11 protein-coding genes and 1 tRNA gene are annotated in these 14,290 nt (G+C 53.6%); 6 read left to right on the top strand and 6 right to left on the bottom strand.

Annotated features, from left to right (window positions below):
* Positions 1-18: 18 nt before the first annotated feature.
* The gene (locus tag GmarT_RS01800; RefSeq protein ID WP_044240019.1) at positions 19-837 is read left to right on the top strand and encodes an SDR family NAD(P)-dependent oxidoreductase; all 819 of its coding nucleotides are present in this window, start codon (positions 19-21) and stop codon (positions 835-837) included.
* An 11-nt stretch (positions 838-848) separates the two neighbouring features.
* On the opposite strand, the gene GmarT_RS01795 is transcribed toward GmarT_RS01800, so the two are convergent.
* Together GmarT_RS01795 and murQ are read right to left on the bottom strand one after the other, a co-directional pair.
* Positions 849-1,802, bottom strand: coding sequence for a BadF/BadG/BcrA/BcrD ATPase family protein (locus GmarT_RS01795; RefSeq protein WP_002648937.1), 954 nt, complete (start codon positions 1,800-1,802; stop codon positions 849-851).
* A gap of 1 nt (position 1,803) precedes the next feature.
* Positions 1,804-2,700: an N-acetylmuramic acid 6-phosphate etherase gene (gene murQ / locus GmarT_RS01790; RefSeq protein WP_002648938.1), complete on the bottom strand. Its 897-nt coding sequence runs from the start codon at positions 2,698-2,700 to the stop codon at positions 1,804-1,806.
* A 227-nt stretch (positions 2,701-2,927) separates the two neighbouring features.
* Between murQ and GmarT_RS01785 the strand changes: the two genes are divergently transcribed.
* Positions 2,928-4,421 carry a sodium:solute symporter gene (locus GmarT_RS01785; protein ID WP_002648939.1) on the top strand — a complete coding sequence of 498 codons (1,494 nt, stop codon included), beginning with the start codon at positions 2,928-2,930 and terminating at the stop codon, positions 4,419-4,421.
* 9 nt (positions 4,422-4,430) lie between these two features.
* Here GmarT_RS01785 and GmarT_RS01780 read toward each other — a convergent pair whose 3' ends face one another.
* Both GmarT_RS01780 and GmarT_RS01775 read right to left on the bottom strand, forming a co-directional pair.
* Entirely contained in the window at positions 4,431-5,393 is a 963-nt protein-coding gene (locus GmarT_RS01780; protein ID WP_002648940.1) for a ribonuclease H family protein, read from the bottom strand.
* Between the two features lie 152 nt (positions 5,394-5,545).
* Positions 5,546-8,731, bottom strand: coding sequence for a YCF48-related protein (locus GmarT_RS01775; protein ID WP_002648941.1), 3,186 nt, complete (start codon positions 8,729-8,731; stop codon positions 5,546-5,548).
* 310 nt (positions 8,732-9,041) lie between these two features.
* Between GmarT_RS01775 and GmarT_RS01770 the strand changes: the two genes are divergently transcribed.
* A tRNA-Leu gene (locus GmarT_RS01770) sits at positions 9,042-9,126 on the top strand.
* A gap of 92 nt (positions 9,127-9,218) precedes the next feature.
* On the opposite strand, the gene GmarT_RS01765 is transcribed toward GmarT_RS01770, so the two are convergent.
* Positions 9,219-10,016: a tetratricopeptide repeat protein gene (locus tag GmarT_RS01765; protein ID WP_002648942.1), complete on the bottom strand. Its 798-nt coding sequence runs from the start codon at positions 10,014-10,016 to the stop codon at positions 9,219-9,221.
* 105 nt (positions 10,017-10,121) lie between these two features.
* Between GmarT_RS01765 and GmarT_RS01760 the strand changes: the two genes are divergently transcribed.
* Positions 10,122-10,319, top strand: coding sequence for a hypothetical protein (locus GmarT_RS01760; protein ID WP_149302404.1), 198 nt, complete (start codon positions 10,122-10,124; stop codon positions 10,317-10,319).
* Between the two features lie 265 nt (positions 10,320-10,584).
* Here GmarT_RS01760 and GmarT_RS01755 read toward each other — a convergent pair whose 3' ends face one another.
* Complete coding sequence (locus tag GmarT_RS01755; protein WP_002648944.1) at positions 10,585-11,124, bottom strand: hypothetical protein; 540 nt, start codon at positions 11,122-11,124, stop codon at positions 10,585-10,587.
* Between the two features lie 307 nt (positions 11,125-11,431).
* Here GmarT_RS01755 and GmarT_RS01750 point away from each other — a divergent pair, with 307 nt between their 5' ends.
* Both GmarT_RS01750 and GmarT_RS01745 read left to right on the top strand, forming a co-directional pair.
* Positions 11,432-12,814, top strand: a complete 1,383-nt coding sequence (locus GmarT_RS01750; protein WP_002648946.1) for a sulfatase family protein — start codon at positions 11,432-11,434, stop codon at positions 12,812-12,814.
* Positions 12,811-14,241, top strand: coding sequence for a sulfatase family protein (locus tag GmarT_RS01745; protein ID WP_002648947.1), 1,431 nt, complete (start codon positions 12,811-12,813; stop codon positions 14,239-14,241). The genes GmarT_RS01750 and GmarT_RS01745 overlap by 4 nt, the downstream gene beginning before the upstream one ends.
* Positions 14,242-14,290 lie beyond the last annotated feature (49 nt).

Here is a 14,290-nt window from a genome sequence, read left to right as displayed (position 1 = left end):
AAATTAAAGGATCAGATCATGAATCAGCGACCTGTTGCCATCATCACCGGCGCCGCTGGAGGTATTGGCGGAGAAACCGCGGTTCGCTTCGCTGAACAGGGTTACGACTGCGTACTGCTGGCACTCCCCGGAGATGACCTGCAGCCTGTCACCACCCGCATCGAGCAGACCGGGGCGCAGTTCCTGAGCTGCCTCGGCGATCTTTCCGATCTGAAATACGCGCAATCCACCGTTGAACAGTGTATTTCAAACTTCGGGCGGATTGATGCCCTCGTCAATAATGCAGCCTGGCGCGAAATTACGACCATGCGGAAAATTGAACTGGCCAGTTGGGAAAAAACACTGCGCGTCTGCCTGACAGCACCCGCCTTTCTCTCCCGCTGGTGCGCCGAACATATGGAAAAGCAAAAGCAGGGAGTCATTATCAACGTCTCCAGTATTCAGTCACAAATGGCCGCCGGCATCAGTCCCGGTTATGTCGCTGCGAAAGGCGGCCTGGACTCACTCACCTATGAACTCGCCACCCTATACGGACCCTCCGGCATTCGAGTCCTCTGCGTCAATCCCGGCGCCATCGATACGGCCATGGGAAAATATGACACCACTCAAAAACAGGAATCAGGTACAGACCCAGTGCGACACAGCTCGGAAGACATGATCCCTCTCCGGCGCTGGGCACAACCTCAGGAAATCGCGCGTGTTATCGTCATGCTGGCCAGTGATGACGCCAGCTACCTCACCGGCACCTCGATCACCGTCGATGGTGGCTGGAAACAGCAATGCAGCCCCTACTCGATCAAGCACCAGCAACTCCCCTCAGAGTTTCCCGCAGACTAAATGACTCTGACTCATGCGTGTTTCAAACCATTGATCGCCAGTCGAACCGCTCCCAGACTCGCATCATCCACACATTCAATCGTCGCGGGCTCCAGGCTCTGCGCGCGTAAGCGCTCCATGAAAGAAACGCGAAAATCCCGCTGATGCAGCAGGATGCCCCCCGTCAACGCCAGTGCATAATCCCCGCGGGAAAAATGTAACCGGGTTACCACGGCGTTTACGAGTTCCGTCAACTCCTGGATCGCCTGTCGCAGAACTTCACATGCGACAACATCCCCCTGTTCCGCTGCTGTAAACACCAATCGTGATAAACCCGCAATATCGCTTCGCTCTCTGTCAGTATGATAGAGGTACCCAATCAATTCCCGTGGATCGTTTAAATCGAGAGCATCCTGAAACGCAGCCTGCAGACCTGTCTCAGGTCCACGCCCATCGACGGCGCGGGCAATCCTCTGCATCGCAGCCAGCGCGATCTGATATCCGCTCCCTTCATCACCCAGCAGGTAACCCCAGCCTCCTGCACGCGCGTTTTCTCCTGCTGCGTTTTTGCCAAACGCCAGTGAACCCGTCCCGGCAATCAGCGCTACTCCCGCCCCTTCCGGCGTCCCGGCTGCCAGTACGGTTTCCGCATCCGTCACAACACGCGCCTGTTCTGCGATGTGGCTCTCCTCTGCCCAGCGCAACCAGGCCTGCTGTTCGGCAGTGCGTCCCGCGCCTGACATTCCCAGGCAGATTGCTGCGACTTGATGTGCTTCGGTTCCCGCCGACTCAAATGCACTTTGAATTGCCCGTTGAACCTGTTCCGTCGCAGCCTCCCAGCCACAGGAATTAAAATTCGAAGCACCCGCCATTCCTCGACCGACAATATGAAACTCAAACGATTCCGCAACCACCGCCAGCGCAGCCCGGGTGGCGGAGCCGCCCCCATCGATTCCCAATACCAGCTGTTTTGAATGCAGATTCATATTACGGTCGCTCTTCCAGAACCCGTCGCAGGTGCCCTTCTGCCTGAGTCAGCAGTACATCAGCCGCTTCAGGAGAAACGTTCCGTTTGACATGTACAATGGCAGTTTTCAATTTCCCGTCACATTGATGAAGTACCGTCGCAGCTTCTTCACGGGCAAGATCGGTAAACGCCATCAGAATCCGAATCGAACGGTCCACCAGTTTCTGATTTGTGGCCCGCAAATCTACCATCAGATTGCCATACGTTTTTCCCACACGAACCATTGCCCCGGTCGTCAGCATGTTCAATACCATTTTCGTAGCGGTCCCCGCTTTCAGACGCGTTGAACCGGTCACGACTTCCGGCCCCACCACCGGACAGATCGTCAATGCCGCCACTTCGGATAACTGATTCTCCTGATTGCACGTCAACGCAATCGTCTGCGCCCCCTGATCGCGCGCGTACTTCAAGCCCGCAATCACGTAAGGCGTCCGCCCACTGGTCGCGATTCCAACCAATACGTCATCTTTCCCGAAATCCAGCTGCTGCAAATCGGAGACGGCTGATTCGGTATGATCCTCTGCCCCTTCAATCGCATTAGTGAGCGCTGCTTCTCCCCCCGCAATCAACCCAACCACCAGTTCAGGCGGACTGTTAAACGTGGGTGGACATTCGCTGGCATCCAGTACACCCAGTCGCCCCGAGGTTCCCGCTCCCATATAGATCAACCGGCCTCCCTGCAGAAATGCTTCCGAAACCAGATCAATGGCAGTCGCAATCGTCGCCGCTTCTTTTTCCACTGCCCCTGCGATCTTCGCATCTTCTGCATTCATCAACTGGACAATTTCCAGACTGTTCATTGAATCAATCTGGTCTGATGCAGGATTACGCTGCTCGGTCGTCAAATGCTCTAACATGTTTTTTGTCGGAATCTGCCTGGAGGGAACGGAAATAATCCAGATGCGTTCAATACATTGAAATCATCTCGGACTGTCAAAAACAAAATCGGCCAGTTACTATGATAACCGGGTTCTCGAATCCTGAAAGGATAGAACCCCTGTTTCTGAATCAGTATCACTCGCTTCTGATCAGGTTCGTATCTGTCTCACATTTCACCAGTCTCCCACAACCCGATTGACTTTCCATGAATGCAGGTCTCGTCGCAGTGAATATCGCCATCGGAACAACAGATATGATCATCCTGGTCCTGTATCTGCTGGGCGTAGTCCTGTTCGGTTCCTGGATCGGTGGTCGGCAGAAAGACCTGTCCGATTACCTGCTCGGCGGGAAAACACTCCCCTGGTGGGCCATCCTGGGCTCGATCGTCGCCACCGAAACCAGTACCGTCACCTTCCTCAGTGTGCCGGGCATTGCGTTTGCACCGGGTGGCAACCTGCAGTTTCTGCAACTCCCCCTCGGTTATATTGTGGGCCGCTTCCTCGTCATCATGTTTCTACTCCCCCTCTACTTTCGAGGTGAAATCTACTCGGCTTACGAAGTCTTCAAAAAACGATTTGGAGGCACAACGGAACGGGTCTCCTCTCTGACCTTTATCATCATGCGAACGCTCGCCGACGGACTCCGGCTCTATTTGACTGCACTCGTTCTCGAAAAAGTGGTGGGCATCCCACTCCCCCTCTGTGTGGTCGTCATCGGGATCGGCACTATTATCTACACCTGCCTGGGCGGCATGAAGTCGGTTGTCTGGAACGACTGCCTGCAGTTCGTCATTTATATCGCCGGCGCGGTGTTTGCTTTTGCTGTGATCATCAATGAGCTGCCCGAAGGCTGGAGCAGTTATCAGCAGTTCGCAGCTGCTAACCACAAATTCACCATGTTCGACTTCGACTGGAACTTCGCGAAGAGCTACACCTTCTGGGCCGGGCTGGTGGGCGGTATGTTCCTCTCCATGGCAACGCACGGAGCCGACCAGCTTATGATTCAACGTTACCTCGGTGCAAAAAACCAGAAAGACGCCGCCAGGGCACTGGGCTTCAGCGGCTTTCTCGTCTTTGCACAATTCGCACTGTTTCTGCTGCTGGGCGTTGCACTCGCCGCGTTCTACGCGACGTTTCCCCCCGTGACTCCTTTCGAGAAACCGGACGAAGTCTTCGCTTCTTTTATTATCGACCATTTGCCCGTAGGAGTGAAAGGGCTGACCCTGGCCGCTGTCTTCGCTGCTGCCATGTCGACGCTCTCCAGTTCACTCAGTTCCACCACCAGCGCCCTTGTCAATGATTTTTATCTGCCGCTCACTTCAACCCACAAACAGCAGTCCGAACTGGTCAGACTCAGCCGCGTTTTCACTGCCCTGTTTGGCTGTGCACAAATCGCGGTCGGCATTGCCAGCCAGTCCATTTCCAGCAGTGTGGTCGGCAATGTCCTCGCGATTGCCGGTATTTCCACCGGGCTGATTCTGGGCATCTTCTTCCTGGCAACCTTCAGCAAACAGGCCTCACAGGCATCCGCCCTGCTGGGCTTCGTCATTGGACTCACGGTCGTACTCTACGTGGCCTTTGCCATGAAACAGGAAATTGCCTGGCCATGGTACACTTTAATCGGCGCGACAACCGTTTTTACCGTCGGTATCCTTGGCAGCTATTTTCTGCCGCAGTCACAGACTCTGATCGAAGAGTGACTTCACACGTTACTGCCCGCGCCACAGAATCTGATCTGAAATCTCCAGCCGCTCCTGTGCTATTGCAATCTCACTTTTGAAGCGACGCGCATCGACGGGATAACCTTTCGTTGGTTTCAGATCAGTAACATGCTGACACCAGTATTGATTGAACTGTTCCATCATCACTTCCCGCGTGTACTTACAGACCATCGAAGACACGGCTACCGGAAAATGTTCCTCCGCTCTTGTCTGAAAACGGACTTCCGTATTGCCAATCTTATACACACTCTTCTGGGTTGATTCTTCGACGCGAAAGATCATCTCTCCATCCAGAATTTCATCCAGGAATTCATCATACCGATTCCGCCCGCCATGCTTATCGCCAATAATCAGCGTCGGCTCTGAACACTCCCGGTCCCAGACCCGCGTCAGCAGATTCATACACAGTCGCGTCAGCATCACCCCTTTACTGCCATATTCCCGACACAAAGAATTGAACCGTTCGGGTAATACAATTTCCGAGCAGATCCCCCGCAGCTCAATACCCGCTGAATCCAGCGCCTGCTGCAGACTCTGCCGAGACTCTTCAACCGCCTCCGCATCGACGACTGAGGGTAGTTCAAAGCGACGTTCCCCACTCCACGGCTCCCGTTGTACTTCATCCAGATGCGCGGGAGTCGCGATCAGTAACCGCCATAATTCTCCCAGTGAAGCCAGACGTTCTGACTGACTCTGCAGTTGCAGAAACGGTAGTGTCGAACGCTCCAGCGGTCCCAACCCTGCTGTTGCGGAGTGGACCTGCTTGGAGTCGGCTACATGCAGATGTCTGGAATTCTTGCGAGGCTTCTTTTGCGAAACGACCGACTCCAGTGCCGACCAGAAATCAAACTGACGCGGATCATCGGGAACTTTCCATAAGCTGGCAGTAATGACCAGTGGACCCAGGTTGGGGCCGTAGCCAGCTTCGTCCATGCCGATAATCAAACCCATATCTCAACCACAGTCTGCTCAAGGAAAGTCTTACAGAGCTCACGTCTCCACTGAAAAACATCTTCGAGCCATGATAGGCCATTCATCTCGGCAACGAAATGTTGATCAGCCGGCAAATACGAAATCGTCTTCGATTGCCGAACGCCAGTCGTCTATTCAAAACGAATCAAACCAAACGTATCGGGTCGTGGTTCGACCGTCAGTGGATGATTCCAGCCCTGCAGACCCATCGCAGGCAGAATCCGTACCACCGAAAGTCCCCACGTGCTGCGTTTCAAACGCGTCGAAGGCGCCAGCTCGGACAGGGGAATCGCAATCTCTGTCCGCCAGCTCTGACTGTCCTTTTCTCGAGCCACATACCAGCGTGGATTCCAGCTCCGATCAATCCAGCAGCGATCACTGGTCCAACCCCGATGATCGATTTCCATCTGATAAAATGTGGTGTAATCCCGGTCAATGTCAAATGCCAGCGACAGTCGATCCTGTAGTTTCAGATCCGCATCATACGTCCGACCGGTATCCGGAGCCGCCGGATAATCCAGACCTGCCTCGATCGGAATACTGGCCGCGATGTAAAGATTTTCATTGTCATAAGACAACAACACAAACGCCCGGTCCAACGGATCGACGCCGGCATCCGCCTGATTCTCCATCCCGGCGGCTGGCTTTTCTGAGAGCGTCAGCTCATTCGCATCCTGCCAGCATTCATCTGACAACAGCCCATCCAGCACCGGTCGTGTTTTCGTAAAACGACACAGATACACGGGCCGTGGAGGCGTATCCGCCGGATGCAGTAACCAGTTCTCCGCTTTGGCAATGTTTCTCCACGATTCATTCGCTTCCGGCTTGTGGAAGTTATGGAAGATGTCATCCGCTTTACCATGTGAACCGATCAGCCGATACAACGAGGCCAGTGGAATCTGTACTTCGGGTGTTTCAAAAAACGCCGGTGCATACTTCTGGAACCAGCGAACCGCGGACAACGCCTGCTTCTTCCAGTTCTCCGCAGTCTGCGTACTCCAGTTCTCGGGAGCCCCGGTATTGATCTGGCCCACCTGTCTCACCGTCTCCAGTGATGGCGAAGGCAACTGCTCAGAAAACTGAAATGCGTTCCGTACCGGACTTCCTGCCTGCGCGGGATTACTCGTCGATCGCGTCCGCTCCACAGGCACACCTCGATTGCGTTGCCACGCGATTTCTTCACTCGACCAGAGTTGAAACAGCCACAGCATCCCCCGCACCGCTTCCGGCTCGCGCGGGAACTGTTCCACCAGTTCCTGGTAGGTAGCTTCTGCTTTCTCCAGGTCATAGCTGGCCACATACTGCTGCGCCAGTTGCTCCAGTTGCAACGCCGCCTGTCGACGCGAGAGCCCCTGCGTAATCGTTTTCAAATGCGACATCAGCTGCGCGGAAAACAGCGGGTCATCAATCAGCTTCGCTGCCATCGCTCTGATATTCCTCTGACGCTCCGCCAGCTTTTGATTGCGTTCTTCGTCGTCAGCGTTGATCTCATTCAGCATCCGGCGGGCATCCGAACCTGGCGCCAGACCGATGCCGGCAAACAGGCTACCCCCGGTCACCGCCGCCTGCTCTCCCTGATCAACGTCAACCAGACGATACACGCTGCGGGCGGCTTCAGAACTCAGCTCTTTTCCGAGAATCTGTTTCCCGGTAGCCGACACTGTCGAAGCCGTCGTTCCCAGTCGAGGCAGATATTCGTCCGCGTCCACAGACACATTCCCCGAACTTCCGTCCGGCAGCCGCAAATATACTTTCTTGACCTTCCACGGCCCCAGCCCCGCCTGTTCGCGATGCTCTATATAACGCGTGGGATCAGCCGCATACCGCACGGCCTGCAGCATCGCATCTTTCATCAACGTCGAAGCCGCATCCTTTCCGACTGGCTGATCCAGAATCAGAACTTCCGGACGCCACGTCCGCAGTTGTGCCACAAAGCGACTCAACGTGACCGACGCCAGCCGCCCTTCTGTATGACGATTCCATTCCTCAATCAGACGATCTGCGTTCTGTTCCAGTTCCGGAATCTGAACCGGAAAGCGCCAGTCCATGCTTCCCACACCGCCCCCCACACTGGTAACGGCTTCATTCAGACGTAAATCCAGATCGGCATGCTTCTGTCCTTCCGAACCCAGATCGCGACGAATCGGCAACACCACCAGACTGCGATACCCCTGGTCACCAGCGTACTTACTCAACAGATCAAACGAAACCTGCTGCGGCTGAGCATGCACACACATGAAAGCGACACGACGCGGAGCCGCATGATTCGATCGCCACGTCTGACCACCATCATCGGTCGCAAGTATCGTTCCCAGTGCACCGACGGCGTACCCATTCTGATCATCAACAAAATCAATCGACGCCAGTGGTGCACTCTGGCCGGTCCACTGCTGTCGCCATGATCGCCCGCGATCATCCGAATGCCAGATCACCGAACCCGGATCACCGGCAACCCAGATCCGCTCGCCGCGCACTGCGACCGTTTTGAAATCCGTAAAATCTTTCAGTTGATCGGGCAGCGCCGTTTCCGGCATTTCCCATACGATCCCCCGGTTCTCTGTTTTTCTCAACAGCGCCCCGTCGCCCACCATCCAGCCAGCTCCGGTCATGGGCACCTGGACATCCTGCAGACCGCGTAATCCCTGTGGTGGAAATCGGGGAGGCAGAACGGTTCCGCCACCAACGAGTGTCATTCGTCCCTGGGAACCGGCAACAAGCCCTGTATTAACATCAAAAAACGCGGCACTGCGAAAGCCGGCAGATTCGTATCCGGTCACATCCTGCCAGGTCTGTCCGCCATCTGTGGTTTTAAAAACACCAGTCGCATGTTGCACCGAACTGTCGCCGATCACCACGCCTTCATCCATCCCGAAAAAACGCACGTGATGCAGTCGAGGCAGGCGTTGCTGTACCAGTTCCTGCCACGTCTGGCCTCCATCTTTTGTGAACAGTAACACGCCCTGATTCAGATGCCCGTGCGCCGCAGTGCCTCCACCCGCGATCCAGCCAATCTGATTCGTCAGAAAACAGATGCTCTTCAATGGACAATCCACGGGACTGGCCACGAACTGCCAGGTGCGGCCCCCATCCTCGGTTTTGCGAATCACCCCCCGATCCCCCACGGCCCAGCCGGTATTTTTCCCCAGAAACTGGACGGCATGCAGATTGGCATCGTCCAGCAGAGGCGAACCTGCAGACGGGCTGCGTGTGTCAGCAGACAGAGAGGGCTGATTCAGAAATAAACCGGACAGGAAGAGCATTCCCCACAGCAGTCTGCGCACCGGGAGTTTTTCATTCTTTCGGGTTTGAAACAGCATCGGACATCCTTGTTCGAATAAAAACACGTCACAGAGCAGCGGGCCGAAGCTCCAGACCGGGGCAGTTCCACTGCCGGGCCTCCGTTGCTCTTGAAATCAGGGCTGTACAGTTTACAAAAAATGCAGATTTTAAGGGAGGGGAAGTTTAAACGCATTGCAGGAGCATTTTCCTGAAATCCCGGTCATTTCATCCCCAGATTGCCATCCACTTCCCTTGATGGCCCTCCCCGGATTGTTATACTGGGAAATCCTCTTCATTGAGACCATTTTCAGTCATCCGTACAGGTAATCTGATTACAGTCACAAATGAGCCCAAGTGGCGGAATTGGCAGACGCGCTAGCTTGAGGGGCTAGTGGGGGTAATCCCCGTGGAGGTTCGAGTCCTCTCTTGGGCACTTAATATCAAAGGACTTAGAGCAATTCAGCTCTGAGTCCTTTTTTTGTACCGACTGACTCAGCCCGGTCCAGTCACCTGAAATTCCTCTCTTCAAGGAGACTCTCCCAATTCCGATAAAGTTTCTTGGGCTAATTCATGTCCCTGACTGGCAGCTTTGCGAAACCACGCCACCGCTTGGTTGTAGTCCTGCTTAACGCCTTTTCCATTAGCATACATGATTCCCAGATTATATTGTGCATCGGTTTCTCCCTGTTCAGCAGATTTGCGAAACCACTCCAGCGATTGCTTTAAGTCTTGCTTAACACCCTCTCCTTTATAATACATGAACCCTAGATTGTATTGTGCATCGGCATTCTGCTGTTCTGCAGCTTTTCGAAACCACTCCAGCGCTTGCCTGTAATCCTGCTTTACACCTTCTCCGTCACGATACATTGCTCCTATATTAAATTGTGCAGCATCAAATCCTTGCTCAGCGGATTTCCGAAACCACTCTATCGCCTGGTTGTGGTCCTGCTTAACACCTTCCCCATTAAGATACATAGTTCCTATATGATATTGTCCGACGCGATTCCCTTGCTTTGCAGCTTTTTGGTACCACTCCATGGCTTTGAATGGATCTTGCTCAACCCCCACACCATTGGCATACAAAACCCCTAAATTGCTTTGTTCCATGGCATCCCCAGATTCAGCAGCTTTAAGACACCGTTCAAATTCCTGTCGCATCTCTTGTTTTAACTTCTCGGATTGAACCGAATTGGCTTCTGATTCAGTTTGTGGATGGACGCTTTGATCGTCCTGACATCCGCTCAGCAAAATCAAACCACAGACAATTAACGAGAGTACCCCGCGTGCATAATTCATCTCAGTCCCCTCTCTCATCTTTTTCATCGCCTGGCTGTTTTTCCTGCTGAAAAAATTCGACTTGACTCCGCCGCGCCGCGAAACATGATAAGCGCTCTAATGAGTCGCGCGCGTGGTCCAGTATTTCTTCACTTGCAGAAACTGAATCAGTGTCGAAGTCAGCACTATCAAAGCCTCTCGTTTCCGTATGATTTCAGTAAATACCTGCTCAAACATGTCGTGCGGATCGACACACATCGCCCCGGCATCGTCCTGCGACACCCCGATGTCGCCTCTTTATCGACCCACATCAACCTGTATCGCCACCCGATTCTGTTCATCTCCCCTTGACGCCCCCGCGCCCCTGCAGAAAATCGGATCAATGGAATTGACATGCGAATGAACATCATCATGAGATTACATACTCGAAAAAGAAACATCAAAGATCCGCCTCGCTCTGCTCACTTAACCAACGGATGCCCTTCGTCGGCTCGCCCGACACTGCCCGAAAACCAGACATCCCACCCGACGCACATTTTAGGAAAAATGAACGCAACCCGAGAGATGAAAATTGAGCACTGGATCATTGAAATGGACCAGGTCTCTTTTCCCTGTTTTAATAACCAATCTGCACGTTGGGCAATGCCGCTTTTAAGGTCGAGATCTGCTCTTGAGTGATCCCTTTACACTCGTTAAATGAAATACTTTTGAGATTCGGAAGTTTTGCAAGCTCGGTCATTAGTTGATCCGGTATGAAAACGGAATCAAAAATGATTTCCTTGAGTTCACGATTGCTTCGCAGCAGTGAAAAGCTCTCAGGCTCCAGCTTACACTCTACAATTTGGAGCCGCCTAAGCTGATGTATTTGAGAAAGGCATGACAAAGCAAAATCATCAATGGCACATGTATCCACATAAAAAAGCTCTAGAGTTGGGAGGTGAGTCAACATTTCGCAATGTCTGCTTTCGAATTTGTCGCCGATAAAAGAGACAAGATTAGGTTTCGCTCCTGACTCCCAGTCACCGCCAAGTCGAACGATTTCTCGTCGAATCAGCTCTTCAGTAGCAGTCAATTTCCCATAAGGAGGCAGCGCATCAGCTGCGTAAGTACAACTGGCAATCGCGATGACAGCAACAAATGCAATCTGGTGTAACATCGATCTCTCCTTTGATAGCTTGTCCGGTTCGATTGCCTTGTCCCATGTTTTTCATCGGTCCGGAACCTTGATCTGCTGAAACTGATTGATAATACCGTCCAGACTCTTATAGTCGATCATGTAGGCATCATAGTCAGCGACCTCCAGGTGAGCCAGATCTTTTCACCTGGTTTGAGCTCCTGGCCACATCGTTTACTACGCTCTCGCTATATGAATTACGTGAAATTGCTTGTGCGCAGGCTTCTTTACAGGGTAGCATGATATCAACGGTTCTATCTTCTGAGGCGCTCTTCAGGAAAGTGATATCATGCGCAGGCGATACGGGATTTTGTTATTCGCGTTGACGGCAATGCTCTTTATTGTCGTTGTCGATCTGACGGAAGCGAAGCAGCCTAACTTTGTCTTCATCATCGCCGACGATTGTACGTTTCGCGATATCGGCTGTTACGGCGGACAGGCACATACACCACACATCGATCGGCTGGCGACCGAAGGCATGCGATTCACGCGCTGCTTTCAGGCGGCTCCCATGTGCTCGCCCACGCGGCACAATATTTATACCGGCCAGTATCCGGTGAAAACCGGGGCCTACCCCAATCACACGCAGGCCAATCGCGGAACGAAAAGTATCGTGCACTACCTGAAGCCGCTCGGCTATCGGGTAGCCCTCACTGGTAAAAGCCATGTCGGTCCGAAAGCCGTCTTCCCGTTTGAGAAACCGGAAGGTGCGGGACTGGTGGCAGCAGCCGATCATTTTTTCCGGGAATGCCAGGGACGCGACGATCCGTTCTGCATTTTCTTCTGCTCCCGGGAACCACACACGCCCTGGGATCAGGGAGATCCAAGCCGCTACGATGCCAGCCAGTTGAAGCTGCCCCCGTACTTCGTCGACACCCCGGAAACACGCGAAGCCATGACCCGCTACCTGGCGGAAATTACCGTGTTTGATGACGAAGTCGGCGGCATCCTCAAGCAACTCGACCAACATGGGCTCCGCGATAACACACTGGTCATCGTCGTCAGCGAGCAGGGCAGCAGCATGCCGTTTGCCAAGTGGACCTGTTACGATTCCGGCCTGCAGTCTGCAATGATTGCCCGCTGGCCCGGTAAAATTCAGCCCGGCACTGTCAACCATGCCATGATCGAATACGTTGACCTGGTCCCCACGTATGTAGCAGCCGCGGGAGGCACACCCGCTCCGGTACTCGATGGGAAAAGTCTGCTGCCGGTCTTCGCGGGTAAACAGGAGCATAAAGACCATATGTTTGGCGAAATGACCACACGCGGCATCATCAACGGTTCCCCCACGTTCGGCATTCGTTCCGTGCGTTCGAAAGACTTCAAGTACATCTGGAACTTTACACCGGAAATCGAATTTCGTAACGTCGCCATGAAATCGCCCGAGTTCAAAAGCTGGGAAGCGAAAGCCGCCGCCGGCGATGCCGACGCAGCCGATAAAGTCCGCCGCTTTAGAAAACGCCCCGCGATTGAACTCTACGACATCCACAAAGATCCGTTCGAGTGGCATAACCTGGCTGGCAAACCGGAGTACGCGGCGGTGCAGGCCGAACTGAAAGCAGAACTGGACGCCTGGATGAAACACTGCGGCGACAAAGGTCAGCAGACCGAACTCGAAGCCGATCAGCACACAAAAGGTGGCGGAAAGAAAAAGAAACGGAAGCAGAAATGAAACAACTCGTTCTCAGTTTATTATTGCTATTCTCTGCAGGCTTGCTTGAGAGCAGCGAAGTGATTGCGCAGCAAGCCCGTAAGCCGAACATCATTCTGATCATGGCCGATGATGTCAGCTGGGAATGTTTCGGAAGCTACGGTGCTGATGATTACCAGACGCCGCACATCGATGCGCTCGCGAATCAGGGAATCCGTTTCACCAACTGTTATTCCACGCCCCTCTGCACGCCATCCCGCGTGAAGCTGATGACGGGCAAATACAATTTTCGTAACTATACGCACTTTGGTTATCTGAATCCTAAGGAAAAAACGTTCGGCCAGATGCTGCAGTCCGCGGGTTACAAAACCGCCATCGCCGGTAAGTGGCAGTTGAATGGACTGTATCATGGTGCGGAAGGGCACGCCGACAATACGCGACCGTTCAAAGCGGGCTTTGATGAATACTGTCTCTGGCAGGTGACGACGAGGACCAAAATCAAAGAGGGGGGCGGCGAGCGTTTCTGGAGTCCGCCACTGGAACAGAACGGCAAGTTCCTCACAATTGCAGACAATGCAGACCAATACGGTCCGGACATCATGTCGGATTTTCTGTGTGACTTCATCAAAAAGAATCAAGATGTGCCGTTTTTTGTCTATTATCCGACGACGCTGGTTCATAATCCCTTTGTGCCTACACCCGATACCATCGGAGACGCACCCCGCACGCAGGCCGCCAACAAACAGCCGAAAGGCAAAGCCGCCCGCAAAGCCAACTTTGTGGCGATGGTCAACTACCTGGACAAACTCGTCGGCAAGATTGTCCAACAGGTGGAGGACGTTGGCCAGTTGGACAACACGCTCATTCTGTTTACCGCCGACAATGGTACGAACGTGCAAATCACCTCACAATGGAACGGCCGAACCATTCAGGGCGGTAAAGGTTCCACCACCGACATGGGCACCCATGTGCCACTCGTCGCGTACTGGAAAGGACACACCCCACAGGGAGAAGTACTGAATGACCTGATCGACTTCACCGATTTATACCCCACGTTCGCCGCAATGGCGGATGTTAAGCTCGGGAAAGACGACCCCATCGACGGCCGCAGTTTTCTGCCACAGTTAAATGGGAAAGCAGGACAGCCCCGCGACTGGGTACTGAATCACTACCAGCCCTACTGGGGCCGATTCACCGGGGATCAGTATGTGCGGAACGCCGACTTCAAACTCTACCGCGACGGCCGGTTCTTCAACGTCCCCCAGGATCTCACTGAAAGTCACAATCTCGCAGCAGGTCAGGCAGGCAAACAGGCAGAACAGTCCCGCCAGTTGCTGCAGCAGACGCTCAAAAATATTCCCCCCGCGCCGCTCGTGAAGGGGGGTAAGAACAGCACCACTCGCCCCATCTATCCAGACTGGCGAAATATTTTAAAGCCCAATGATTAGTTATCGGCACGCAGATCCCAACAGAAAGCAGACCCTGTGAACTTCAAGC

The sequence above is a fragment of the Gimesia maris genome (genome assembly GCF_008298035.1).
In the GTDB taxonomy this organism is placed as follows: Bacteria; Planctomycetota; Planctomycetia; order Planctomycetales; family Planctomycetaceae; genus Gimesia; species Gimesia maris.
Note: the sequence above shows the minus strand (reverse complement) of the source record. Positions and strands in the feature narration are given on the sequence as shown.